The organism is Chloroflexota bacterium (assembly GCA_034717495.1).
Taxonomy (GTDB): Bacteria; Chloroflexota; Anaerolineae; order JAAEKA01; family JAAEKA01; genus JAYELL01.
Genome location: JAYELL010000104.1, coordinates 1 through 26,429, shown reverse-complemented (window position 1 = coordinate 26,429; position 26,429 = coordinate 1). Strand labels below are relative to the sequence as shown.

Below are 26,429 nucleotides of genomic sequence, written 5' to 3'. Positions count from 1 at the left end.
GTCCCTCCGTCTCCGTGTCGCCCCCTCCCCCCGTCTCCGTAGCGGCCAGGGCCTGCACCCTGCGCGCCGGGTCATCGATCGATCGGGCGACGGTCAGTGCCCTCTCCAGCTCTCCGGCGCTGAGCAGAATCCCGACCGCTCTGAGCCCAATGTCGCTCTTCCGCGGTTCGCTGAGGGAAGCGGCTTCGTCAAGGACCAGGGAGATGACCTGCGCCGTCTGGTTTTCCGTATCATCTTCGGCCATGGACTCCGCCCAAGAGAGCAAGACGGTCACCCGAATATCCTGGTCTGGGATGGACTGGGCGAGCGCCAGGGCGCGTTCGAACTTGCCATCGGCGAAAAGGCGGGCCATTTCCTCCACGATGTGAGCCTCGAGTCGCCCGGGATGTACCTGGGCGATCAACGTTTGCAGCCAGATTCGGGCTTCAGCCTTGACCTGGGGATGGGTACTGAGATTGAGGACCGGTTCCAGGTCGTTGTCGGGATGTTTGAGGGCCCGTTCAATCTCGGAATCGATAGAAGCCACGATATGGTCCTGGTACTGATCGTGAAGCCCGTACAACGCCTCGCGGCGCACGCCCAGGTGAGACTGGAAGAGTCCCTTGATCAGGCCGTCGTTCAGGAGAGACTGCTGAAGCGCCGTGTCAGGTTCGTCAGGCAGAATGCGCGCTACCATGGCCAGCCACTGGATGATCTCATCCTCGGGCCGCTTGAAAAGGCCGGGCAGGATCGTCTGCACGGTGTCCATGTCGACGATTACAAATCGGGCACTATCCGGTGGCCGGCCCAGATGTTCAGAAAAGAGTCCATCGTCGCCGGCCCGGGCCATGTCCCATACCATCAGGTAGGTGCCCCCGGTGCGGGGCGCGTTGGATGATCGGTTCCAGGACAGGGTCTCATCGGGCTGCAGCGGTTGACTGAGGGGCCAGCGTTGTTCCGGCGGGGTAAGCAACTCCGGTTCCTGCGGTTCAATCCGCGTTACCAATTCGACGCCGTCGGGGCCATCGGGCTGCCAGGTGCGATCGCTGAGGTTGGTGATCTGCAGCGACAGGGGAATCTTTTCGCCGGCCAGCATGAGCGACGGAATCTCCTCTTTCAGTGCGATTTTCGCACGGTGGCTAGTCGCCGGCCAATCCGGGGGACTGACCTGTCGCGCTGAAGACTCAGCGATATCTTTGATATCAGACATACTGCCCATCCTTGTCAGGCAGCCATGGCAGCGGTGACGCTGTCATTCATGCGGCCAAACATCTGCTTGCTGCGGCGGAAGCTGGGGGTGATTTGCGCCTCGAAATCCCGCTTTTCCTGGATCGCCAGGTCGATCTCGCCGTCGACCACGTGGGTGTAGATCGATTCCACGGCCTCGTTCATCTCATCCAGGTATTCGCTGAAGAAACGCAGCAGTACCCGGTCGGCATCACCCAGTAGCGCCAGTTCTTGGCCTAACGCGTCGAAGGTAGCGTTGTCGAGCAAGGGACGCAACCGGGGCATGATCAGGTGTCCCAAACGGTCGATTTCCCGACAGGAGGCCTCCTCTTCGACCCACGCCTCGTTGTCGTAATACAGCTTGAAGTCGAAATAGAAGTCCTCAAACTTTTCCGCGAACGTCGCAGGATTGGCGCCGGTGCGACGGAACTTGTCGGAAACAGCTACCAGGACCCCGTGGCTCTTGCTTAGCTCCTTGATCAAACCTTCAAGATCCTCGATCAGGTCGAAGCCGTGGTCTTCCAGCCGGGCGGCGGCCAATGCCTGATCGGCAGCCAGATAGGCCCGATCGGCATGGTTCAGGTAGTTATCGTAGAAGCTGCCGATAGGAAAATCCAGCAACTGGTTGTCAGGAAGGCGACTGAAGAGCACGGGCACGCCCCAATCCCATTGATCCTGCACCAGAGCGCGGGCTTCGTTGACTGCCAGATCGACCACGCCGTGGTTCAGAAGACGGGCGAAAAACTGTTGGGAGAAGAGCTGGGCCGTCTTGACTCCGACCTTGTCAGCCATGGCGACCACGGCATGCGCCCCGCCATCGGCCACGAGGGCAGGTCCCAGCGGCACCAGAGCGCTGTTGGCCGAGCGTTCTGCTGTCTCACATGCCGCCAGGAAGCAGAGCACAGGTGGAACGTCGACAGCCTTGAATGCATTTACCAGCCGGTCCGAAGTGACCACGGCGGTGTTTCCGGTGTCATCTTCCAGAAAAAGCACGGAGCCAAGATCGGTGACAGCACCATGGCAGAGAAAGTGAACCATGTGAACCCCGTCAGTCAGGGCTTTTCGGATCTCGTTCAGTGTGGGCGGGTTGGCCGTGCCACTTTCGAGGATTCTGACATCCGCCTGCGGAAGCGCCTGCATGAAGTTTATGAGGAACTGGCGCTCTTCGATTTCAATGGGATCCAATTGGTAGGTGCCCAGATCCTGCGGCGAGGAGATCACGGCCAGCAAACGCAAGGGACGTTGGGTTGGTGGCAGCGGTCTGTCCCACTGTTTTGTATCGACATAACGAGAGAACGGAGTGGATGCGGTCGAACCCAGGGGCAGCCACTGGCCGTCAAAGGGATGGTAGAGGCGTTCCCAGCGAAGCTCGGCCAACTCATCGGCGTTGTTCACAAGGCGCACCCGAAGGCCGTCACCCCGGCTGCGAACAGCTGCGATGATCTCGCGGTAGGCGGGACCCAGGGCATCATCGGCGAAGAGGGCTTTTCCCAGCAAAGCACCATAGGTTGGCGGATCGTGATCGTGGCTCAGCAGCTCCACGAGATCGAAGGTCGCTGTGCAGGCATCCAGGCTGCGCCAATTAGGGAGACGCGGTTTGATCAGAAAGGGCTCGCCTGCCACCGTCGGCGAGGAGACCTCGATCTGCAGGGTTGCGTAATCGTCGCGCGGGCCAAGGTTGGTCGAGATCATGGTTGGACCTTTGCGGATGGGAGCTCGTGGGAGCTGTTGGGTTATCAGGTTGTTGCAATGGCGCTGTTGATTTGACTCCCGTATACTTCCAGGAAGCTGTCTTTTTCGGGGACGTCCCGGGATCTCAGCTTCCTGGAAGTTGATCGTCTGCTACTTGAAGCGATCCATCAGGCGACGAAGCCAGTCGGAGATGTCGTCGCCAATGTCGGGCTTCTCCGGTTCCTCCGGCTCGGGCTGCTCGGGTTGGGGCTCATTGGGCTCCGGCTCAACAGGCTGTTCCGGCTCAGGTTCCGGATCTGGCGGCGGTGCGGCGGCTGCAGCCGTATAGGCTGACCGGCCAAACATGGCGATGTACTGGTAGGGTAACCGGGCGTAGCCCGCCTGCAGAGGGCTGTCGGCTGCCCAATCGGTGCCCCAGCTGTTGCGGATCAAAAAGAACCCACCGCCGGGGACGTCGGGGTCATCTTCATAGCCAACCATGGCCATGGCATGCCCGCCGATGTTGCTATCGGTGGGCATGGGCATGCGGAGGTCTCCAGTGGTGCGCGCTGGATCGGTCAACCAGTAGTTGTAGACGGGAACAGCAAAGGCAACAGGTTTTCCATCGGCAAGCGCTTCGCGGATTTTTGTGGTCCAGCGCGGCTGCGTCTTGGAAAAACCGGTTATCTTAAAATTGCCTGCTTTCCCGACAGCGTCGGCCGGAGGTGGCCCCTGGCTCTCGTTGCCCGCTTCGGGATTGGGATTGTAGGGCCAGATACCCTCCGCACAGATGCCCGTATCCTGCAGAATGGCCATGCCATACTTGATCCACGTGCCTTCGCCGGGCCAGTTATCTCGCTGCTTGCAGGCCCAGTAGAGGAATTGCTCCGACAGATTATCCTCAGTGCTATCCTCGCCCAGCAGGTATTCCCGAACTGCTGCACAGGCGTGGGCGACGCAGGTGCCTCTGTTCTTCTGGTCCCGCACTGCCGGCATACCGGGCAGAAGGTTAATGATAGGGGGGAGCGGTGCCATGGAGACCGGTTCATCATCCGGGTGCTCCCCCTCCGCGGCGTCCATAGCGCCAAGGGCCACTTCCATGACATCGTCGGACATGGCCACGTCGTCCGGCAAGGCATCGTTGGCGAGATCGACCAGTGCGCCGACCTCCTCCTCCGTGGCATCCAGGAAAACACTCAATCCGTCGACACCCTCCTGTCGGGCGATGCCGACCAATTCCTCGGCGGTGGTGATCCACAACTCGGCCAGTTTGTCTGTGGCGTCTTCGGGAAAACCGTCGATGCCGGTGAGCGGGGTACCCTTTTTATCTGCCATTGTTGAAGCTCCTTTCTGATGCATTCAATCCGAGGTTGACGTTATCAATGTAGCTTTTCCACGTTGAGTCTCACGGCTGGATCTCCGATGATGGCATAGCCAGCCGCGTCGTTGCGCTCGCTCCAGAAGCGGGCAAACTGTTCATCGTCAATATCCGCACCAAAGGTGCGTTGTTTGGTCAAATGGGTGAGATCGGCCGAAAGGTGGGCAAACATCTCGCCGAATTCCTGCATGGCGTAGCCGACCGGCCTTCCTTTCATGATTCTTATGGCCGCGTTGCGGAAGGGCTCGATCAGCGAATTTCGCTTCAGGGCATAGGAGTAGGACCAGGCCCGTTCCACATGGCCGATCACGGCCAGAGCACCACCGTTGTCGTGGCTCAACATTGCCTTGGGCAAGGCTGCGATGAAGGGGCGTGCTGCGATCTCCACCGGCGGCTGGCCTGGTCGATAGAGAAACTGGTCGTAGGCCGGGGTGCCACAGCCATAACAGGCAAAAAGAAAGGCGATCATGCCGTGGAGCTTGCTGTTGTCGGGCAGTTCCCGGGCGGTCATGTAGTGTTTGGGCTTCCACTGGCCTTTCTTCCAATCCTGGCAGATCAGGGCTCCCTGGACCGCTTCCTGCCGTTGCCGGTCGTCCAGCGGCTTTCGGAAGCCCATGCCGTGGGTTGAGGCAAAAAGAAATGCAGGGGAGTGGGCGTCATTTCCAGGGGCGAGAAGATCGAAGAAGGCCTGTTTGGTTGCTGCTTCGTCCAGGACGGGTCGATTGCCGAATCCCGCTTCGCAGGCGACTGGCAGAAAGGCGGGTGCGCCATTCCCGGCCGGTATTCCCTCCAGCAACGGGTTGACCAACAGGTCGGCGGCCAGGTTGGTGGCCCTATCCCATCTGTGACGGGTCGCGAAAAAAGCGGCTTCCTTGCTGTTATTCACCTTGCTGTTCTTTTCATAGTCAATGATGCTTTGAACGTAACGCTCATAGGCCTGGATATCCGGCTCTCCGGCGGGCGTATTGAAATGAAGCCGGCCGACCGCGTACTCGGTGGCAAGGAGTTGGCTGAAGTGGAAGGGTATCTTTTCCGGGCTGCCGACCAGCAGCAGATAGTAGGGCACCTTCCAGGGGTGAATCGTGCCACGTTTCACCTCAAGCCCGGCAAGCCAGCGGTTGGCGCTATCCGATCCATTATATTCCAAAACCTTGACCCGCGCGGCATCCTTGACATCTTCGTCCAGGCGATGCTGGCGCAGCTTCTGCAGCGCTGTCTTTACTTCAGGGTTTTCATCCTTGTGGAAGACAACAGCCCAGCCGGCATCGGCAAGCTTTTTGCGGGACATTCCCTCCGGCAGGCCGAGATGCCCGGGCTTGTTGAAGTCATTGGACAGTTTGTTGAGGGTCTTCTTCTCGTCTGTGTTAGCCGGTTCGCCGCGGGCGTAGCTGGATGCCTGCTCGTAGGTCATCGATTCCATCAGGTACTCGCCGGTTTCACCGTCGATTCCATTGAAGTACAAACGATCCTCTGTCATGTTGCCACCTCTTCCTGGAACAGCTTCAGTTTCAAGCGTGTCGGCGACGCCCTCGATGGCAGCGGCCAATTGATCGCCCAGCTGCCCGAGGCGTTTCTGAACCTGCGACTGGTTGCTCTGTTCTATTAACGACGTGATGCGCAACGAAACGTTATCGTTTAGGTCGTGCAAAGCAGAAATGATCGCAGCGGTGTTGTCCGTTTCATCAGGGCCGGCTTCGGTTGTCGACTCGCCTTCAGCATCTCCCGAGTCGGATGATATGGCCGAAAGCTCGATCGCTGCAATCCCGGTCCGGGCCGTCGGGTTTTCGCCCGGATCTGCCACGGGCAAGCGCACTGCCGGGTCTCCGACGATCACATAGCTACGTGCATCGTTATAGGCGGTCCAGAGGCTGGCGATTTCCAGGTCGTCGATGTTAGAGGTATCGCGGAAAAGCCTGACAAGGCGCAGGCGTTCACTCAGAATCGTTCCCAATTCTGCGTAGCGTTCGTTGAAGTAGTCAACCGCGTTGCCAACCCGGTGGCCGTTCAATAATCGGTGCAGAAAACTCTCGAAAACTGCCGTCTGGTTGCCGGCCCGTCCCCAGGCGAATGAATAGCCCCACAGTCGATCGACGTGGCTTACTGCCGCCAGTGCGCCACCTTTGGGATGAGCCAGTAGCCTCTGGGGCAGGCGGGCCACGAAGGCTTGAGGCGCTATGGTATCCGGCTCGTCGAAAGGATTGTCGGTGAAATCATCAAGCCGCGGGGTGCCGGCGCCGTAGCAGGCCGCGTGGAATGTGATGAGACCCAGGAGCCGGGCGCCATCATCGATGTCATCTCCCGCCAGGTAGAAATCCTGGGGAATGGGACCATCCCAGTCGTCCGGTCCGGGCCAGTCCTGGCAGAGCAGAGCGCCCTGGTGGGGGAACTGGCGGGCGTCGCTGTTGGGAAAAGCCATGCCATGGCTGGCGGTGAAGAGCAAGGCGGGGGTTTCCTCGCCACCCAGAAGCTGTCTGAGCCGGCTTTTCGAGGCCGACTGCGGGGTCACCGTTTCAACCTGCCAGCTTTGCTGACCACTGCTAACCGCTTCAGCCAGAGGCTTCATCAACTGTTCGTCGGTGGTTTGAGTCGCTCGATCGTCCCTGTTGGCCACGCCGAAAAAAGTGATCTGCCGTGGCAGCGCCAGGCGACCTGTCTCCGCCGTCACTACACTGCGAGCGTATTGGGCGTATTCCTCCAGTGTTTCAAAATGGATCCTGCCGACTGCGTGCTGTACATCGAGTTGGTACTGAAAGCGGTAGGGGATTGCCTCCGGGTCCCCCACGATCAACAGGTAGTAGGGGATTTTTCGCGGGTCGACCGGACCGGGGCCGACCCCGTGGCGAACCAGAAAATCATCCTTGCTATCGCCGGGCCAGTAATCGTCCGGTTCGCAGAACTCTCTGTAGCGCTCACCGGCCTGATCGCGACGGTGTGCAAGTAGTTCGCCCAGGGCATCCTTGAGGGCAGGCAGGCGTTCCCGGTCGCCAAAGGCGAAGATGACGCCCCATCCGGCCTGGGAAAGATCGTTGGGGTCAACCCCTTCGGTGGGCCGGCGTTTAGTTTCGACAGTCAGGTAGGAGGATACTGCGGGGCCCTGGGTGATATCCCGCGCCAATTGTTCGAGAGACCGTGGCGCCAGGAGGTATTGGCCCGTGGCGCCATTGATTCCATTAAAGACGAGCGGCTGATCGCTCAACGAGGTGCTCCTTAGTCAATCCACAGCGACAGAAAGAAGAGGCCATCGGTCCGATGTTCGTAGGAGTGGGTCATGATCGTATAGGTGCCGTCGTAGGGCAATGGTTCATCCCGAATCAGGCTGTTGCGATTGCCAGCGCCATCATCGTCCAATGCCAGTGGATCATCGGTCGAGTCGTGAGAGCGATTCTCGGGTGCCAGCAGGAGAAGGTAGGGATCGAGCGTTAGATTGCCCTTGGTCATGCGAATGGTGACGTTATCTCCGGCCTTGCCATCGAAAGAGAATCTGCATTCGGTGCTGGGATCCCTGAGTGAATCGCTGCGGAAATCCCCCGATTCCATCAATCCACCGCAAAGGGGGGCGGACATGAGGATCCACACCGGTTTCAATGCCAGTTTGAAGCGTCCGGTTGTTCCTTCCAATCCATTCACCACAATACGGAAAATACCATCATGGGGCAAAAAAAGCTGTAGGGATCCCTCTATCTCCTGACCGATGATGTTATCGCCGGCATCCAGGAGCGTGATTTCAGGCTGAAGATCATCACTGAGGCGTTCGACCGATGCCTTAATGCGTTGTCCTTGGAAGCCTTCGATGGCAAAGATGCAGCCAATGCCATCGCCGGTCACCTCTCCATAGGAAATGTCCCTAAGTCCGGCGGAAGCCTTGCAGTGATCGCTACGCCAGAAGGTGATCTGAAAGGGTCCCGCCGAATTGCCCTCCAGGCCGCGCGCCACGACCGTGTACTGGCCACTGACAGGTAGTTTGAAATCACGAATTCGGCTGTTCAAGGTATCGACGTGATCATCGTCATTGCGGGCGATGTCCTTGCCATCGGGATCCAGCAGGATCAGCTCGGGGTCCAGGCCTTCGGCCAACGCGTCCATGGCGATGTTGACTGCCTGGCCCGGTGAACCGCTGAAGGTGAAACGACAATCGGCGCCATCGTAGGGTACCTGGGCGGTTTTGCCGCGACCGGTCAGCAATGCTCCCGTGCATAAAGAATCGGGTGTGGCTTCGGCTGCTGCTCCTGGCTCAATTGCCAGACGAAAGGTGCCGCTGCCCCGGCCATCGAAGGACCTGGCCACCACCGTGTAGGTACCCTTTCCGGGCAAGCGGAAGTTGCTGATGCGGCTGTCTTGTCCTTTGCCACTGTCGTCGTCATAGGCCAGCCGAAGCCCGTCCGGATCGAAAAGTTCGACGAAGGGATCAAAATCGCCGCTCTGCCGTTTCATGGAGATGGAGACGACGCGTCCCTGGCGGCCGGAAAAGGGGAAACGGCAGGTTACGTCATTGCCGGGCAGCTGGACCGAAAGAGGCCGGCCGATTTTGGTGGCCTTACCACAGGACGGTGTGATCGTTACGATGGTCAGTTCATCGATGGGCAGCGGTGTCAACAGAGTTCCTATAACCGGTCTGAGCTTCAGGAACCGCGGCGTGGGCGTGGGGACCGGCTGGATCAGCTCGAAGAGCTGCACGGTGGGAAGGACTATCTGGGCATGGGCAGTTCCGTTGCCACCGGCCATGCCCATCGCCAGGCCAGCGATCAGGAGCAGGAAGACAACACCCAGAACAACAGGTCTTTGCAGGGTCATTTTCTTTTTTCTCATAGCAACACCTCGTTTTGACAGAACGTTTTCTCTTTACTCACATCTACTGTATTAAACGATGGCATCGATGAGATTAGGATGTCGGAATGCTGGAATGTCAATATGCCAGAATGTCGGAGTGTCAATAGCCGCAACGCTCTGGGATAATGAGTGCGAATATCGGCCTGTCTCCGCTGGCGCCATTGGCAATCGACAATTGACAATCGACCATCGACCATTGATGATCGGGCCCTCATTGTTGCAGCAGGTCTTCTGACCCGGGATCACCAGCGGTTCCAGGGCATGTGGTGTTGTAGGGCCGGCTTGTCATGAACTGTTTCCATTCCTGCTCTGTCATGTTGCGATTGGCCACCTGGCAGGCCAGTTTGCGCCACGTTTCCCTGTCCAGTTTCCATTCAACGACGCTGCCATCATCCCCAACGGAAACCAGGAAAACGCTGTCTGGTCCAAACGCCAGTCCGTTGACCGGCTCATTTCCGTGGCCCACCAGGGGCTCACCGATCTGGCGCTCGCTGGCAACATCCCACAGGCGGATCGTGCCTGACTCGTCGCCTGATGCGATCATCCGGTCGTCCGGACTCCAGTCCAAGGCAAACACCGCGGCACCGTGTCCGACCAGGGTAGCCAACTGCTTCCACTGATCGACTCGCCCCACCTGCCAGATCGTGATCGGACCCTCCATGGTTGCAACCGCCAGGCGCCGGCCCTGGCTATCAAAATCCAGGGCCCGCACGAATTGCCCCACGTCGCGGGTGACGGGGATGCCGGTTTCGAGATACCAGATCGTCACGTTGCCGTTTTCGTCGCCCACGGCCAGCCTGTCATCGGGACTGAAAGCCATGGTCCACGCGCTGCCCTCCACCGTTCCCAGGTCGTCGGGCTCAGGGTTGTCTTGTCCAAGATCCCACAGTTTGACGGTGCCATCGAGAGCTCCGGAGGCCAGGGTTTGGCCGTCGGGAGAAAAGGCGACGCTGGCGACGAACTCCTTGTCGCTATGGTGCAGTGCGGCAAGTTGGTGGGCCGGCGAAGTGCTCAGATCCCAGAGACGAACAAAACCATCCTCGCCAGCCGATGCCAGGACAGTACCGTCGGGATGGAAGGCAATGCTGCGGATGGCCATACCCTGGTCGTCCCGAGAGTGCCTGCCTACCTCGATCCATTCTCCTTTCTCCCGATCGGCGAGAACCACGTTTCCATGGTCATCTCCCAGCGCCAGTTTTGATCCATCCGGGCCGACAGCCACCGTCCATATCTCGTCAAAGAATGCGCCGATTCGTTGTCCCAGCCGTGCCTCGGGTAACGTCGACCAGAGGACTAGACGTCCATCCTGGCCACCGGTTACCAGGGTGTCGCCAACCGGATCAAAGCCTACGCTGCCAAGGGCGGTCAAGTGGCTGCGCAGCGTCGATACGTCGGTATTGGACGACCAAATGGTCCCTTTTTCTGTATCCCACAGACCGATGGTGTCTGGCCCCCCCAGGCCGTCGAGGCTTACAAAAAAGGCGACATCGCCGACCTGGTTGAGGTTGCGTTTGACTAACGCGTGGGGCTCGGCTATCTGCACGAATCCTGTGGCAGTGTTTGCCAGCCGGCCTGTTGCGTATGGTTTTGCGGATGGCTCTTCATGCCTCATGAGCTCAGCTGTTCTCCACACGCTTATCGCATTGCCCGGTTGGCTGTCGAAGATTTGGCCCGAAATCGCCAGGCGCTCGCCATCAGGGGACAAGGAGATTGTGTCCACCCAGTCCAGCGGCGCTTCCAGTTGCCCCATGGAACGCCCCGTGTTGCTATCCCAGAACTGAAGCATGCTCTCGGCATCGGCAGTGACCATCCAGGTCTCCCGGGGGTGGCTCGCCATTCCCCGGATTTCGGCGTCTGTATCCAGGGGGATTGGCGTTTTAGGCGAAGCAAGATTCCAGAGTGATACCGACGACTTACCGGAGTAACCCGCGCCTTTTCCTAACACTGCCAATGTGGCACCATCTGCCGAAAAGGCCAGGCTTTCGACAGCGGACTGGCCCGAGTCGAAGCGGAACAGTTGGGAAGAGCCGAGATCACGGTTCACTTCGTAGACTTTTATCGCCCCGTCATATTCTGCCATCGCCAGCAGGTCACCTTGCGGACTGTGCTTCAGTGCCGCGACATGGGACCACTCACCGAATGGCTGCATGGTCACTAAGGGTTGTCGGGATCCAAGATCCCAAACACGAAGGTTTCCGCGATAATCGCCAACAGCGACATAACGGCCATCCGGGTGATAATCAATGGCCGTTGGCCGGGCGCCATCTGCTTGCAACACCGAGATCAGCTGTGGTGTATGTTCCAGGGCCGTCAACAGGCTTCCTGTGGAATCGACGGTGTCGGCCACGTTGCCGGCTTCCACCGCCAGGAGCATGGCCAGGTCAGGCTGCGTATCGAGCAGGCGTTCTGCCCTGGCGCCAAGCTCGCGGGACTGGGCCTGTTGTGCCTGGTCGCGCGCTTGCAGAAACAGTAGAATCGCGGCCACCAGGGCGATCAAGGCGAGCCCGCCCAGCAGCGTGGCAGCCACTGCCCAGCGCCTGAGACGGCGGGCCTGCTGGCGTTCCTTCTCTAACGAATCCCTTGCCGCCGTGCTTTGCTCTAACAGTGCTTTCTCGGCGCCGGTCAACTCCGCACGGTGGCTGTCGGCCCAGCGCTCCGCCTCGGCGAGGGTATCACCGGTGAGCAGCAAACCCTCCGGCCGGCCCTGGTTGTCCCAGAGATCGGCCTGGCGTTGCAGGGGGCTGAGATGGGCTTCGCGCCAGACCGCGTTGTTCTCCCGGACGGGATCGATCAGGCGGTCGTGGGCCAGTTCGAACCAGGTAGCGCCCCGTCGCTCTTCGGCGCGCACCAGATGGGCATCCACCAGGGGCCAAATCGCTCGATTGTCAAGCCCCTGGCTTGTGTCGGCTCCTCGCAACACCTGTCCCCGGATTCCACTTCCGGTGATCAACTGCCGGCTCACCCATTGGCGGATCGTTCTCTCGGGAATCCCGCTTGCAGCGGCGATCTCAGATGCCGTGCCGGCGTAATAGCCCTGAAGCGCGTCGTCTACATTGCCGACCTTTTGCAGATCATCCAGGCCGATTTCGTCATCATCGATCGCCAGGCCATCCCACAGGCGGCGGCAGACCACTTGCAGTTGCACCGGTTCAATGAACGGACCAGGTTCGATGGTCGTGGCGCCATCGGGTTGCTGCACGCGAACCATACGCAGGTCGGAAATCAAGCTGTGGGCTGCTTCGTTGGTGAAGAGCACATCACAATCATGGGCCGGTTGCTGAGCGGCCTGCACGGCAGCCTGGGGGGACAACAGATCCAGGCGGTAGGTGGCAGAAAGCCGGGTTGGAATGAAACGACGGTAGGGATCCAGGCCGGCGATGAATTCTTCCCTCATGGCGAAGATGGCCCAGCGGTTTCGATCCTGGAGGACCCTGCCGATCGTCTGGAAGAAGCTGGCCTTGGCTTCCTGGTTGGCGGGATCGACCGTCAGCACCTCCTCAAATTGATCGAAGATCAGGACCTCGCCATGCCATGTTCCTGACCGGTCCGACAGGCGGGAGAGGGTTGCTTCGAAGTCGGCGCCAAAATCGTTCCGTTCAGCCGAGTCTTTTCCGAGCAACGACTGGACCAGGCTCTGCAGGTAGCGATTAGCAGATTCTGCCTCGCCGGAAGGCGCCAATCCGGGACGCATTGGTGGCAGTACCTGAAAACCCTCCCGCTCCAGGTCTGGGATAAGGGCGGCCTGGATGAGCGATGTTTTTCCAGCACCGGATGGTGAGTAGAGCAGGAGAATGCGTTCCGCGATCAAGAGGTCCAGCAGATCGCGCGCTTCCCGCTCCCGACCATAGAGTTGCTGGCCTTTCTCAAAAGATCTGGGTCCCGGATAGGGATTCTGGCAAGCCCCTTCGCGCATTCCCGGTAGTTACCTTTCCTGCCGTTTCTGATGTAGTTCCTGAAGGAAATCGTCGGCACTTCCCCAATAGATGCTGACATCCGATTCCTGGAAATAGGACTCCAGGTATTCAGATGCCCGCTGGGGCTCGAGTAACCTACCCTCAGCCAGGTCGACCTGGGCGGCGATGTGGGCATATCTCGACCGGCGAAATCGCCCTTCCTGGCTGGTAAGGCTGTTGTACAGCACGCGGAAGTCCCACTCGTCCAGCCGGAAGCCGAGAAACAACAGTGCTGAGTCGGCCATGAAGCGACGCACGCGGGGAGGTATCAGCTCGTTTTTGCTCGTGACTCCAATCAAGAAGCGAAAATAGTCATCCTCGGTCAATACAATGGATTCCGGCGTCTTGATCCGGCCAAAGAGATGGAATACCAGGGGCCGGTCGGGGGTGGGTTCGTAGTCCTTTTCCCTGTCGTAGATGGAGGGAAACAGCTCGATATCATCGTTCCAACGGCAGATTTCGATCTGTGGATCCTTGTTTGCCCGTTTCAGTGCCTGCTCCAGTAAACTGCTGGGATCGGTGGTGATGTAGATGGGGATCGGCAAACCAGCCAGGACCTGGTGGGAATCGGGTTTGCCCCCTTCCTGATCCCGTTCGCCAAGGGCGGTAATCAACTCGTCGAGGCTTGCTCGGCTGAGGGGATCGTCTCCTTCAACGCCCAGCCGTTCGCGCAGCTCGCCGCGCAGGTATTTTCCGAGCTCATCCCTGGGGAAGGCCCACTGTTGATCGACAGCCAGATACTGGGCGACCTGGGGCAGGTCTTCGCTGCTGTGGGGCGCCATGGGAAACTGATACGCCTGGGCCCAGCGGCGCGCGATCTCCTTGCGTGAGCCCACGAGCGACTCCATCAGTCCTGGACCGATAATGGGCGTACAACGCATGTTCTCGATATTGCTGAGCAGCGCCGGCCATTTTCGCATGGTCTCGGCCTTGCCACCGAAGCCGGGAACATACCAGATCCGTCCCTCTCGCAGGCGCATGAACAGGGCCGGCATCCACCAGTCCGGTCGATCCATCACATCCTCGCGAGCGGTGGCGACGGCGCGGTCGATCTGCCCGTCGCGGAGCAGTTCGCTGAAGAATCGCGGCATGAACCGCTGTACCGTTCGCATAGTGATGTTGCCTTGCATGGCCAATACGGCCGGGATACCTGCCACTGCAAGTCGCGGGCCCAAACCTGCCAGCGCACCTTCGTCGTTCGACCGCGTTTCCTCGCCGGTACCGGCACTCTGGCAGGAGGCAAGCACCACCAATCGGGGGCGGAGTTTGAGTTTGTTGAGCCGGGTGGCCAGGTCCTGACCCGCTACCGGTTCGATGGCTTCATCGTCACGCTCAAGCCAAAGCCAGGGCTCTGCCCGAATCAGTGCGCCATGGGCGACCAGGTAGAGAATGTCATAACCCTTTCTGAGCCGGTCGGCAATGTTGTTCAAGGTGGCCTCACCGGGGGCGGCGAGAACATCAACGTCGATATCAACCAGAGCTTCCTGGGCACGCGCCAACTCCCCGGCGACGTCCACCGGCGTAAGTTGGAAACTCGCCAAATGATCGGGATTGGCGATCACAACCAGGGCCCGCAGCCTTTCCTTTGGCCTCAGGCGAATTGGACGCCAGTCCTGGCTGCTGAGAAATCGTGAAAACAGGATATTTTCACCCGTCAGCAGCGGTGTATCCCGATCGGGATCCCACAGTGTTTCCCAGTGCAGGCTGTGAAGCTCAGGGACGCTGGGACCGACGTGAAGACGTATCCGCAGCGCCTGACTTTGGCCTTGAGCCGCCGTTCGCGCCCTGGCGAAGTTCTCCTTGATCTGGCTGTTACCGAAAAAGCCCTCTGCGAGAAGTCTTCCGTAATCCTCGTTGGAAACCGCGGCTCGCAGATCGACGAGATCAAAAGCTGCGAAGGAGTCGGGGTCCACCTCCGGCCGGATATCGGCATCACTTCCGGGCTGCCGAAAGTTCATCTCGACACTATAGGTGTTTTCGTCCCGGCGGTGGAGACTTATCTCCAGATCAGCATAGCTCATATGCATCGCTCCTGTCGGAGGGAAAAATTACTCTATCGCTATTCATTATCAACTCGCGTAACGGTCAATATTCGTTCAACCGTACCCTGGTCGTTTTTTACTTCCAGGCGGTATTCAGTCGTCTCCAGGGGTGCGATCTGGCGGGTATCCGGCGATGTGACACCTGTGTTTTCCTTGGCGGGATCGTGCAGGTGAATTTCTCTGGCATTTGCGCCGTGCCAGATCAGAGTAATCGCTCTTTCGCCCTCTATGCTGCTGTGGGGATGGGCCTCAAAATAGTATATGATCGGCAACTCAGGTTGCGGCAGCAGCTCGCTGGAATCGACCGGTGGTCCCGGCTGGGGCATCCGCTCGCTTTCTATCCAACGGACAATATCTGACTCAGGGCAAATCTCGACCTCCGGGTCGATCAGGGGGCCGGACGCCATTTCCCCCAGGCGGGCCGATCCATCAACTCGTTGACAGGCCAGTTCAACCAGCCCCTCGGTCGTTGCCGGCCAGACCCGAACTGTGCCGTCGTGGCCTGCCGACAGCAGGGTCTGGCCGTCCGGCGAGAAGGCCAGCGACTCCACCCATCCCTGATGGCCCAACAGCGTGGTGCGGGCTCCAACGCGCCACTTCACCAGCGTAATGTTTCCCGACTCGTGAGCCAACGCCAGAGTCTCGCTGTCCGGGCCGAACGCCATGTCTCTAACGGGCGTGTCAACGGCCAACTTCATCTGCCAGGAGTCCGGTGTCTCCATATCCCAGACCAGAACTCCCGTATTGTCATCGGCGGCGGCCAACAGTCGCCCATCGGGTGAAAAGGCCAGGTCCCTGAACACACCGCTGGTGGTTCGCAGTTGCTTTCGAGCAGCCCCGCTTCGCCATTCCCAGAGTCCAATCGTGGCATCGGCGCCGCCGGAAGCGAGCCAGTTGCCATCGGGACTAAAAGCCACGGCATAGGTATCCCGGCTGTGGACGTGTTGTGCATCCAGCCGCTGGCCAGAGTCAACATTCCACAGTTCCACAGTGCCATCCTGTCGCGCCAAAGCCAGGATTTCGCCCGCCGGATCGAAGGCCAGATCGTGGACCAGGGTGCCGTTCTGGGCAGGGATTTCCCACAGCAACATACCCGTTGCGGGATTCCAAAGCCGTACTGTGCCCTGATGATCGGCAACTGCCAGCGCGTCGCCGCTGGGCGTCACGGCGGCAGCCGGCATGTCGGGCTGGTCGATCTCGAGATCAACTTCATCTCCATTGCTCAGGTTCCAGTGAATCAGTCTATTCTCATGGAGGGCGACAATGGCATCGCCACCGGGACTATACCCTGCGAAACGCACAGGACGGGAGAAAGCCCGGGCGGCTAATTCTCCTCCAAGATGGGCATTAGCGTCCCAGAGGCGTGCCGTGGCATCGTCACTGGTGGTGATCACGAAGCGTCCATCGGGGCTGAAACTGGCCCACCAAAGGCGCTCGGTGTGTCCGGTCAGACGAGCAAGCTGCGATCGCGTTTCCACATCCCAGAGGATCGAAGACCCATCGAAACTGGCTGTGGCCAGCTGTTTGCCGTCAGGACTGAAGTTGGCCATCGTGACAGCCTCGGCGTGTCCTGGCAGAATGTGCAGGGGTTGTTCCGGGTCGGCGAGATCCCAGAGGTAGGCCACCCTGGCCCGACTGGTGGCGGTTACATATCTTCCATCGGGACTGAACCACACCCGGTGTTCCAGTTCCCGTCCATCGTCGGTGACAGCCAACTGCTCGCCGGTCTCGACGTCCCAGAGGCGCAGGGTGTCGTCGTTGCCCAGAGACACAAGTTGCCGCCCATCGGGGCTCCATGCTACATCCCAGACAATGGTACCATGCCCTTTCAATTCGGTGACCTGATCCCCACGCCAGATTCTTGCGGCATCGTCGCTATAGGCTGCGGCCAGGGATTCGCCGTCGGGACTGAAGTGCATCTTGACGGGAAACCCCCAACCCAGTTTGGGCAGCGTAACGATTTCCTCTCCCGTTGGGACCTGGTTAAGGAGAACAGGTCCGTCCTGGGCGCCGAAAGCAATCGTGTGCCCATCCGGGTGAAAGGCCAGGGACATGGCGCCGCCTGGCACCGGGATTTGCCACAACTCCCTGCCTGTCTCAGCGTCCCACAGTCGACCAGTGCCATCGCGGCCGGCTGTGGCTACAAAGGTACCATCGGGGCTCCATGCCAGATCGGTGATATCCTCTGTGTGGCCCCGTAGCGCCAGTGTGCGATGTTCTCCGTCGATCTCCCAGAGATGGACCGTGTCCCGCGCCGAAGTGGCCACTAGCTGGCCATCGGGACTAAACTGGGCACCGCGAACCTGGCGCTCGTGGGGTCCCAGAATGCCCCGGCCTCGCCAGGTAGCCAGCGCTTCGCTGACGGTGTTCCTGGCCTCGGCCGTGTCGGTGACCTGCCATGCGCCCACTGACAAGAGGATGCCATCCTGTCCTGCTCCAAGAGCCGTTTGGGCATCAGCTGCGATCTTGCGGGAGAGAGCAATCCTGGCCTGTTCCTGGGCGCGGTCCCGTTCCGCCTGAGCAGTTTCCTGCGCTTCCTGGGCCTGCTGAAGAGCAACCTGTGCTTTTGCCTCCGCCGTTTCGCTAACGAAAAGGGCAGCCTCGGTCTCTTGCCTGGCCTGGTTGGCAGCCTGTGATTGGTTCCATGCCTGAAAGGCTGCAATTGTTGCAAACAGGGCAAAGAGTGCAGCGCTGATGGCCAGCCAGCGCATACGACGGGCCAAACGCTGTTCCTGCTCCCGCTGGCTGCGTGCCCTGATACAGGCTGACAGAAAATCGGTTTCGTAATCCAGCAGGGCATCCTCGTGGTCCCTGGCCCAATGTTCAGACTCTTCCAGGGCATCTCCCTGGAGCAGCAAGCCGTCAGGACGTCCCTCGGCGTTCCAAAGGGCAGCCTGTCGTTGCAGCGCACTGAGGTGTGCCACTCGCCAGGCGGTATTGTCCTGAACGACCGGATCAATCAGGCGGTCGTGGGCCAGTTCAAACCAGGTGGCGCCTCGTCGCTGCTCGGCTCGCACCAGGTGAGCGCCGACCAAGCGCCAGATGACGTTGTTGTCCAGCGATTTGCTCTCTGTGGCGCCCATCAGCACCTGGCCCCTGATTCCCATGCCGGTGATCAGATTGGCATCCACCCAGTCGCGGATGACCCGTTCGCGAACGTTCATATCGGCCGAGACCGCAGCTACCGTCTCAGCGTAATAGCTGCGCAGGGCATCATCTACATCGCCTACAGTTGCAACATCGTCGACATCGATGGTCGTATCGGTGGGTGACAGGCCGTTCCACAGGCGCCGACAGACCACCTGCAGCTGGACTGGCTCGACATAACGGCCCGGTACCGTTTTGGTGCTGCCGTCGGGTAGTTGGACGCGAACCAATCTCAAATCATCGGCGAGTTGGCTGGCAGCCTCATCGGTGAAGGTCACACCAGCCATTTCGGCAGGGGCCTGCATTGCCTGCATGGCCGCTGTGCGATCAAGGGGCTCGAGCCGGTAGGTGGCGGCGAAACGGGTGGGGATGAACCGGCGGTATGGATCGAGGCCGGCGATGAATTCCTCCCGAATGGCAAACAGTGCCCAGCGCTGGCGGTCGCGAAGCACCTGACCAATCTGCTGGAAAAAGGCGCTCTTGGCAGCCAAGTCAGCCGGATCGATGGTCAACACTTCCTCGAACTGGTCGAAGATCAGAACATCACCGCCCCAACCCTCTTCGGGGGAGGAAAGGAGGGTCAGGGCATCCTCCAGAGAGCTGCCGGCAGAAAACTCGAAGTTGCTCTCAAGCTCCTTCTCGAGCGAACTCAACAAGCTGGCAATGAAGCGAGTTTGTGTTGCAGCGGACTGTTCTGGTGGTTCGAGGCCCGGTCGCATGGGCGGCAGCACCCGAAAGCCCTCCTGTTCCAATTCGGGGATCAACGCGGCCTGGATGAGGGAGGTTTTGCCGGCACCTGACGGGGAGTAGAGCAGCAGGATTCGCTCGGCGATCAGCAGGTCGAGCAGTTCCCGTGTCTCCCGGCTGCGGCCATAGAGAGTTTCCCCCTTTCGGAAGGAGCGGGGACCGGGATAGGGATTCTGGCGAGCGTCCGGCTCGATGGACATCTTCGATGCTCCCGCAACAGGCAAGGGACAAGGTCGTGCAACAGGGTTTATAGCAGCAGGTGTGTGTTAACGGCGTCCGGCTATGATCATATCAAATTTGTGCAAAACTGTCAACGCGCGAAAGCATCACAATCGAAGCGCAAAGGAGTTGATAAAGACCCTTCGTGTTTCGCGGGAGCGGCGGCAAGGTGCGAATGACGTCGACAAACCGGAAGAGCCTGGGGGTTGGAACAGCTCATGAACCGCGATCCTTGGGTGGCTCATCCTCGGCTGGATCAGGAGGATCGCCCTGTTTATCGCGGCTGCGGCGATCGAGCGGGCCGGGTTCGATAAAAGCCAGGATCATCAGCACGATCAGGCCGACGAAGACGAGGACCGCCAGAATCTGAACCAATAGCATAGTCACTCCTCGAGGGCGCTGGAAGGTGGGGTGAGGTGCCGACGAGTACGCTTCTATTATGACACAGGGCGCCAGTCCGGGCAAGGCGGCGTGGGGGTGGAGGGAATCAACTGTCAACGGTCAGTTGTCAACCGGGTCCCGGCTCGTGTTACTGTTCGTCGACAGTCTCTCTGGAGGGCCGGCAGGTCGGAATGTGAAGAGGAGGCGGAGTCCACATCCTCCGACGCGGACGGGCGAAGTGATCATGTTCCCGGAAGTTTCGCCGATGCCCCCATTATATGCTAAACTCGGACTGTGATACGAATGACTCCCTTGGAAGGCTCGCGGCCTCCATGCCATGACGATTAAGACCTCCGGCGACTCCCGTTTACCCTGGGCTGTACTCAGGCCCAGCAACAGGAATCGTACGATCCGGTTGCGCAGAAAGCTACCCTTGCTGTTGCTGGCGTTTCTGTTTGTCAATCAGCTGTTCAACCCTGCCCGGATATGGGTGGGTTTGATCCTTGGATTTATCGTGCTGTTGCTGTTGAGCTACGGTTGGGCTCGCCTGCTGGCAGAAGGATTGAGTGCGCGCCGCAATCTGCGTGGCGCCTGGGTGCTGGTGGGTGATGTGATGGCTGAGACCTTCGTGGTGGAAAACGCGTCAGACGTACCGGCTCTGTGGGTTGAGGTGATCGACCGCTCCGACCTGCCAGGTTACAGGCCGGATTGGGTCGCAAGCGTCAACAATCACGGCCAACAGAGCTATCGGGCTGAGGGAAGATGTCAACACCGCGGCGTGTTCACCCTGGGTCCCTGGGAACTGCGCTCCGGGGATCCGCTGGGCATCTTCGAGGTTATCGTCGAGATGCCTGACACCCGCTCGATCCTGGTGTATCCCAGAGCGATGCATCTGCCTGACCTGCGATTGCCGCGGGGCGATGCACCGGGGCCTGCCCGAACCATCCGGCGTACCCCCAATTTTACGACCACCGTTTCCAGCGTTCGCCCCTACGTGCCTGGTGACAGTCTGCGCCGTATCCATTGGCGAACCACCGCCCACTGGGACCAGCTCATGGTCAAGGAATTCGACCTCGAGCCTTCCGGTGATCTGTGGCTGGTACTCGACCTGGATCAAGCTGTTCATGTGGGGCAGGGTGCCGAGAGCACCCTGGAATACGCCATCACGCTGGCGGCCTCGGTGGCGACCCAGATGTTGGCCGAAAACCGGCGTGTCGGTTTGGTAGCTCAGGATACGCTGATTTCCCCGCAGGCCAGTCAGGTTCAGCTGTGGCGTATTTTGGAAGCCCTGGCCCACGCCGAGTTAGTGTCCGATGTTAACCTGGCAACATTGCTGCGCGATGTCCGGGATAACCTGGGTCGGGGAAGGACGTTGGTGACGATAACGCCATCGACCGAGCCGGAGTGGATCGCCGAGCTGTTGGACCTGACCAGGCGCGGCAATGCACCGGCGGTCTTGCTGCTCGACGGCGATAGTTTCCTGGATAGCGCTGGCGCTGCTGAGAGTCTCTCCGATGATTCGCGGGCCAACCTGCAGGTCCTGCTCGCCGAGCATGCCGTTCCCAGCCATTTGATCGACCGCAGCTTTACGTTCCAGCCGCTGCAGAGGATCACCCGGACCCGCACGGAACTGCGCACTTTGTCTGCGACTGGCAGGGTCATCGCCGTGGAAGTGGAGGAGGTAGTCTGACCGTGGACGGTCTTTTCGCTTCTCTCTTCAGACGTCTGGAACCCCGTGAGGGTTGGCTGGTCTTTCTGGCGCCGTTGATTCCTTTGATGTTGGTGCCTTTGGCCTTGAGCGGGGCCGGCTGGGTATCCGATCTGGGATGGCCGACCACCACTGCGTTGACGTTGGGTTATCTGGCAGGTTTTACAGCCAGTCGAATCGTGGGCGCGCGCGGCCAGAGCGGTTCTGGATGGCGACGGTACCTGCCGGGCGTGGTCGCGGGGATCCTGCTCTTCGCCACCGGACTACTGGTTGTTACCTTGCTGGTATGGTGGCGGCAGGCGCCCCAGGTGGCCGAGGAAGTGCGATGGTATCTGAGGCCGCTGGCTCATTCCGGGTTGGCAATTCAAGAGGCGGCGGTACGGCTCTGGCAGTGGGGACAGGACGCCACGGGGGCGGGAGCCGCTCAGGATGATTCGGTGTTTCGGTGGCTGGTTTGCCTGGCGGTGTGGTTGGCCGGTTCCTGGGCGGGCTGGTGGTATTTCAGACATCAGCGGACCTTGCTGGCGCTGCTGCCGGCTGGGGCAATCATCGTATTGAATGCCTATTTCTATTGGGAGGGACGGATTTTTCTGCCCCTTTTCCTTGGCACTGCGGTCGTGGTACAGGTATTGATGGAACGTCGGGCGCGGGAAACGCGGTGGCAGCGACTCGACATGGATTACTCCCGGGACGTCAGGCTGGACATTCTGTTTACCGCGATCGGGTTGGGGATATTGGTTTTCGGCGCCTCCTCCCTGATGCCCCGCCTGGTTGTCAGGCCGACCGCCAGTTGGTTCGCTGGCGTTGTGAGTGAACCGACGTCTGATCTGGAGGAACAGGGACGGCAGCTATTTCCAGGTTTGCAGCGATCGCCTCGTTCTCTTCTGGCCCGTGGCGGTGGATCCGGGTCTTTGCCCCGTTCCTTTCTGCTGGGCAGCGGCCCTGAGTTAAGCGAAATTCTGGTAATGCGGGTCAGCACCGGCCAGCTCGCGGTGTTGCCGCCATGGGAGGAACCGCCTGCCGCGGCCAGACATTACTGGCGGGCAATGACCAACGATACCTATGACGGTCGAGGTTGGAGCAACAGCCCGATCGAGGAGAGTCGCCATGCAGCAGGCGAGCCATGGGCAGAGCAGGATGGGGTTTTCAGGCAAACACTCAGGCAGATGATCACCCTTGAGCGGGGGGGGGATCGAGCGTTGTATGCGGCTGGAGAAGCGTTGGCGCCAAACAGGCCTTACGAGAGCTATGTGCGCCGTGGTTCGGATGCGCCATTCGATGATCTGGTAGCACTGATAACTGATGGCCGCCGGTACGATGTAATCTCGATGGTGCCGGCGGCGGATGAGGCTGCGTTGCGCGCGGCGGGCACCGATTACCTGTCCTACCTGAGAGACAGTTATCTGGAACTGCCGGAGATACCGGATCGAGTGCGTTTGCTGGCCCAGGAGGTGGCTGGTGATGCAGAGACCTCTTTTGATCAGGCTCTTATTTTGGAGGAATATCTACGAGGTTATCGCTACGATCTGGACGTTGCACCGCCGCCTCCGGGACGGGATGTAGTTGATTTCTTTCTTTTCGACCAGCAGGCGGGCTATTGCGATTATTACGCGTCTTCCATGGTGGTTCTGGCCCGCAGCCTGGGGATTCCAGCGCGCCTGGCTGTAGGTTACGCCACCGGCGATTTCGATCCGGAAGCGCGCGCCTTTCTCGTGCACGAGGACGATGCTCATTCCTGGGCAGAACTCTACTTCCCTGGTGTGGGTTGGGTGCCTTTCGAACCGACCGCGTCTCGTGCTACTTTCGTGAGGCAGGCGGTACCTGGGGATGCTGGTACCCGGATGGCCAGTGCCGAGCAGTTGGCTGTTGATCTTCAGACTTTCCATGAGGATGAGATCCTGCGCCGGCGGGTGCGCAGGATCGTAGTGGTGCTTCTGGTAGGTTTGGCGGCGCTACTGCTCTGGGTATTCTGGCGTCGCCGCCCTGAACCAGGGTTAGAGGGTATGTATGAACAGTTGGGACGCTGGGGTGGGCGCCTGGGCAGACCGGCCGGGGTTGGCGAAACCCCCAGTGAATTTGGCCAGGGCCTTTCCATTCAGGTCGACTCGCTCTCGGATCCTCAGGCTGACAGGGCGTCTCAGGGGATCAAGCACTTCATAACTGATTTCGAGACTGCACAATACGGCCCGGTGAGTGGCGAGGCTGAGGCGGAAGCGCGCCAGGTTTGGCGTCGGCTGGACCCTGCCTTGCGACGCCTTTGGTTGCGCTGGGGCTGGCGCAGGGGACCGCGTTAATGGTCAACAGTTGATTGTCAATGGTCAATTGTCAACAGTGTTTTGTGCAAGGTGGGGTCTGTTCAATCGTTTCCTGAAATGTGGGGATTTAGAAACCCGGCCGGTTACTACTCAGGCTCGGCGGGAAAATGACTTGTTTGCGCTCAGATCAACCACAGATTGCCCAGATTGTTTTGTTTGAATCTGTGTCAATCGGCGAAATCTGTGGAAAAACTGAGACTGCTTGAGCAGTTACGCCAGCCGTTTGCAGGATAGGAATAGAACCCCGGTTATTTTGCATGTCTGCCCGATGGATTGGACGCGTGCGGGCCACCTCGATGTGAGGCGGCCCGTCGTCGTTCTCCACGTTTTGAGCCATTGATTGGAGACAGATTATTGGACGGGGAAGACTCCCCAAGGGCGGACTTGTTTGAAGCCGGGTAACCTTTCGGTGAGGGCTAGATGGCTGGCGATGAAAGCCGGCGAATCTTCTGGCTGGTTTCGCGCCAGCTGATCTTCGAGAGCCCCAGTTTTTGCCGCAACTGATCCGGTGACAGGCCGGTGCGATAATCGCGTACAGCGGATGTCCAGCGCAGGGTTTCGAAGGAAACCGACTTGTGTTCGATCCCCGCCACGTCGCCGGCATCAGCCAGTACATATTCCAGGTTACGTGCTGTGCATTCAAACAGGTGTTCCTGGGGTTTATATTGCTGGATGTACTGGCGCATGATAGGCGGGAATTGGGGCGAGAGCGCTAGCTTTCGTTCCTTGTGCCGCATGCGGGCGTTCGCATAGCGAATATAGAGCACCGGTGCGCGGGGATTGCTGACGTCTATGTGCTCGAGCTCGATATTCATGCATTCGCTCTTTTTTATGGCGGTTTGCAGAATCAGGCTTACGAGCAGATAGGGCCTGGCGTCTGGCTTTCGATCCCAGAGCAGGTCTCTGGTATAGCGCAGCAGCCGTTCTACCTCGTCATCGTAGAGGATGGTAGGCAGGGGGGTACGTGCGGGCTGGTGGGCAATGGGAGCTGCCGGGTCATTGGCGATGATATTGCTATCGTACAGCCATTTAAAGAAGACCTTAAGCGTTGTCAGGCGACGGGCGTAGGTCTTGGGGCTGCAGGGTTTGCCCCGCTCTGTCAGCATCCAGGTCAGGAAGTTCTCCAGGTCATGGGTGGAGATACGGCTGATATTGGAGTTTGGCGGGATGTATTTCATGAGCAGGCGCAGGTCACCGGAGAACGCTTTGACGGTGTTTTCCGAGAAGCCTTGCCGTAGCATGTGGTTATGGAACGCGCTGGCGGCGGACGCGAGAGAAGAGCGGGAGCTCAGGGGTGAGAGCGTTGCTACCGGGGCGGTTTTGGCGCCTGGTCTTCCAGGCGATGGGAATAGTGTTGGCTGGTCTGCTGGGTTCATTGTAGTCATCCTTGGTGCTTAGTCAGCCAGTGTTGGTACCTTCGCGTAGTAAAGATGAACTTATCATAACACAGGTCTGGCGTTTTGTCAAGGGCTTACAAAAAACGTTTATTGTCGAGTGATAGGGGGCATAGTAGATCGAGTTGCAGGAGAGCAAAGTTGAGCGGGTGAACGGATACTATTTGCCATTTGACATCCATGGTGGCTGAGATATAATGCAGGCAGTCTGGCCCACTAGCTCAATTTGGCAGAGCAGCTGACTCTTAATCAGTAGGTTCGGGGTTCGAGTCCCTGGTGGGTCACTAAGTTACATAATCGCCCGATTGCGACACACTGACTCTGGTGCAGTGTGTCGCTTTTTCAATTCCGACACATTGACGGTTTTCTGCCATGATACACTGACTCTTTTTTCAAGTAGGCCCAGATTCGGGCCGGGAGGAACTACCATGGTGGCCGACAAATCGGGACAACGAAGAGCGGAAATTCCCCTTTCGGTGTTGATTGATCTCTACATTGTGTCTAAGCAAATCGAGGGGAGGAGTAAGAAGACCCTGGATTGGTATCAAGCCCATCTGGCGCGTTTTACCGATTTTGTGTGTAATGGCCAGGCGGCTACGTTGGAGGACCTGACACTCGACGAGGCAAGATCCCTTATTGCGCACCTGCAAGGCAGGACTACGCGCTATGAAGATCACCATATGCGACCGGTTAAGGAAGGTGGTCTGTCACCTCACAGCATCCACGCTTATGTGCGAACGCTCAAAGCCTTCGGGAACTGGCTGCAAGAAGAGGACTACGTAGAAACCAGCCCCTTCGAACGGTTGAAGCCACCGAAGTTACCGAAGACGATGATAGAGATTCTATCAGAGAAGGAAATACGGTGTGTCGTCGAAGCGATTAATCCTGCCACCTTCCTGGGTGCGCGAATGCGCGCCATTGTCCTGTTGCTTCTTGACACGGGTATTCGAGCTTCTGAGTTATGTGGGGTCACGTTGGAGAACATGCACCTTGAGGAAGGCTATGTCAAGGTCATCGGAAAGGGGGATAAGGAGCGTATCGTACCGTTTGGAGGCGCGACCAGGAAGGCGTTGCTTCGTTACTTCCACGTGTATCGGCCCGAACCAGCGAATTCGACGATAGCATCACTTTTCTTATCGGTGGATTCTGTCTCGCTGACATATTCTGGCCTGGCGCAAGCGTTGAGACGGCTGGGAAAGGCTGCCGGCGTGCCACGCCTGCACGCTCATCTTTTCAGACACACCTTTGCTGTGCGGTACCTGATGAATGGAGGCGATGTGATGACGCTGAAACTGATGCTCGGTCACACCAGTTTGGATGTGACGCAAATGTATCTGCACCTGGCGCAGTCCCACGTCCAGGTGCAGCACAACAAGTTTTCACCGGTGGACCGGATGTTGTCGACGGCCGGTCGAAGTCGGCGGAAGCGGAAGTAGACTCC

The 26,429-nt window shown here is 59.2% G+C and carries 13 protein-coding genes and 1 tRNA gene; 4 read left to right on the top strand and 10 right to left on the bottom strand.

Annotated elements, in window-relative coordinates:
* From U9R25_18685 to U9R25_18645, 9 genes are all read right to left on the bottom strand, one after another.
* Nucleotides 1-1,189: hypothetical protein (locus U9R25_18685; protein MEA3337924.1), on the bottom strand; the 1,189-nt coding region annotated here is incomplete at its 3' end.
* 14 nt (nt 1,190-1,203) lie between these two features.
* The gene (locus tag U9R25_18680) at nt 1,204-2,898 is read right to left on the bottom strand and encodes a CHAT domain-containing protein (GenBank protein ID MEA3337923.1); all 1,695 of its coding nucleotides are present in this window, start codon (nt 2,896-2,898) and stop codon (nt 1,204-1,206) included.
* A gap of 150 nt (nt 2,899-3,048) precedes the next feature.
* Complete coding sequence (locus U9R25_18675) at nt 3,049-4,212, bottom strand: C1 family peptidase (protein ID MEA3337922.1); 1,164 nt, start codon at nt 4,210-4,212, stop codon at nt 3,049-3,051.
* Nucleotides 4,213-4,256: 44 nt separating this feature from the next.
* The gene (locus U9R25_18670; protein MEA3337921.1) at nt 4,257-7,451 is read right to left on the bottom strand and encodes a hypothetical protein; all 3,195 of its coding nucleotides are present in this window, start codon (nt 7,449-7,451) and stop codon (nt 4,257-4,259) included.
* Nucleotides 7,452-7,462: 11 nt separating this feature from the next.
* Nucleotides 7,463-9,061 carry a PPC domain-containing protein gene (locus tag U9R25_18665; protein ID MEA3337920.1) on the bottom strand — a complete coding sequence of 533 codons (1,599 nt, stop codon included), beginning with the start codon at nt 9,059-9,061 and terminating at the stop codon, nt 7,463-7,465.
* A gap of 232 nt (nt 9,062-9,293) precedes the next feature.
* Complete coding sequence (locus tag U9R25_18660) at nt 9,294-12,995, bottom strand: hypothetical protein (protein MEA3337919.1); 3,702 nt, start codon at nt 12,993-12,995, stop codon at nt 9,294-9,296.
* 9 nt (nt 12,996-13,004) lie between these two features.
* A complete protein-coding gene (locus U9R25_18655) occupies nt 13,005-15,056 on the bottom strand; it encodes a CHAT domain-containing protein (GenBank protein MEA3337918.1) in 2,052 nt (683 codons plus the stop codon).
* Nucleotides 15,057-15,094: 38 nt separating this feature from the next.
* The gene (locus U9R25_18650; GenBank protein ID MEA3337917.1) at nt 15,095-19,171 is read right to left on the bottom strand and encodes a hypothetical protein; all 4,077 of its coding nucleotides are present in this window, start codon (nt 19,169-19,171) and stop codon (nt 15,095-15,097) included.
* Between the two features lie 235 nt (nt 19,172-19,406).
* On the bottom strand, nt 19,407-19,571 hold the full coding sequence (locus U9R25_18645; protein ID MEA3337916.1) for a hypothetical protein: 165 nt from the start codon (nt 19,569-19,571) through the stop codon (nt 19,407-19,409).
* Between the two features lie 337 nt (nt 19,572-19,908).
* On the opposite strand from U9R25_18645, the gene U9R25_18640 reads away from it, so the two are divergent.
* Both U9R25_18640 and U9R25_18635 read left to right on the top strand, forming a co-directional pair.
* Nucleotides 19,909-21,261 (top strand): DUF58 domain-containing protein, encoded by a 1,353-nt coding sequence (locus U9R25_18640; GenBank protein ID MEA3337915.1) that lies wholly within the window; start codon nt 19,909-19,911, stop codon nt 21,259-21,261.
* A gap of 2 nt (nt 21,262-21,263) precedes the next feature.
* Complete coding sequence (locus U9R25_18635) at nt 21,264-23,573, top strand: transglutaminaseTgpA domain-containing protein (protein ID MEA3337914.1); 2,310 nt, start codon at nt 21,264-21,266, stop codon at nt 23,571-23,573.
* A gap of 437 nt (nt 23,574-24,010) precedes the next feature.
* Here the strand turns inward: U9R25_18635 and U9R25_18630 are convergent, their stop codons facing one another.
* Nucleotides 24,011-24,970: a site-specific integrase gene (locus tag U9R25_18630; protein MEA3337913.1), complete on the bottom strand. Its 960-nt coding sequence runs from the start codon at nt 24,968-24,970 to the stop codon at nt 24,011-24,013.
* Between the two features lie 228 nt (nt 24,971-25,198).
* Here U9R25_18630 and U9R25_18625 point away from each other — a divergent pair.
* Nucleotides 25,199-25,272 (top strand) — tRNA-Lys (locus tag U9R25_18625).
* A 192-nt stretch (nt 25,273-25,464) separates the two neighbouring features.
* Entirely contained in the window at nt 25,465-26,424 is a 960-nt protein-coding gene (locus U9R25_18620; GenBank protein ID MEA3337912.1) for a tyrosine-type recombinase/integrase, read from the top strand.
* Nucleotides 26,425-26,429: the final 5 nt, after the last annotated feature.

What these genes read in the sequence shown, in the direction of transcription:
- U9R25_18650 (MEA3337917.1), bottom strand. Translation starts at nt 19,171, where the DNA reads ATGTCCATCGAGCCGGACGCTCGCCAGAATCCCTATCCCGGTCCCCGC.
- U9R25_18655 (MEA3337918.1), bottom strand. Translation starts at nt 15,056, where the DNA reads ATGAGCTATGCTGATCTGGAGATAAGTCTCCACCGCCGGGACGAAAAC.
- U9R25_18675 (MEA3337922.1), bottom strand. Translation starts at nt 4,212, where the DNA reads ATGGCAGATAAAAAGGGTACCCCGCTCACCGGCATCGACGGTTTTCCC.
- U9R25_18660 (MEA3337919.1), bottom strand. Translation starts at nt 12,995, where the DNA reads ATGCGCGAAGGGGCTTGCCAGAATCCCTATCCGGGACCCAGATCTTTT.
- U9R25_18645 (MEA3337916.1), bottom strand. Translation starts at nt 19,571, where the DNA reads ATGCTATTGGTTCAGATTCTGGCGGTCCTCGTCTTCGTCGGCCTGATC.
- U9R25_18630 (MEA3337913.1), bottom strand. Translation starts at nt 24,970, where the DNA reads ATGAACCCAGCAGACCAGCCAACACTATTCCCATCGCCTGGAAGACCA.
- U9R25_18640 (MEA3337915.1), top strand. Translation starts at nt 19,909, where the DNA reads ATGACGATTAAGACCTCCGGCGACTCCCGTTTACCCTGGGCTGTACTC.
- U9R25_18680 (MEA3337923.1), bottom strand. Translation starts at nt 2,898, where the DNA reads ATGATCTCGACCAACCTTGGCCCGCGCGACGATTACGCAACCCTGCAG.
- U9R25_18665 (MEA3337920.1), bottom strand. Translation starts at nt 9,061, where the DNA reads ATGAGAAAAAAGAAAATGACCCTGCAAAGACCTGTTGTTCTGGGTGTT.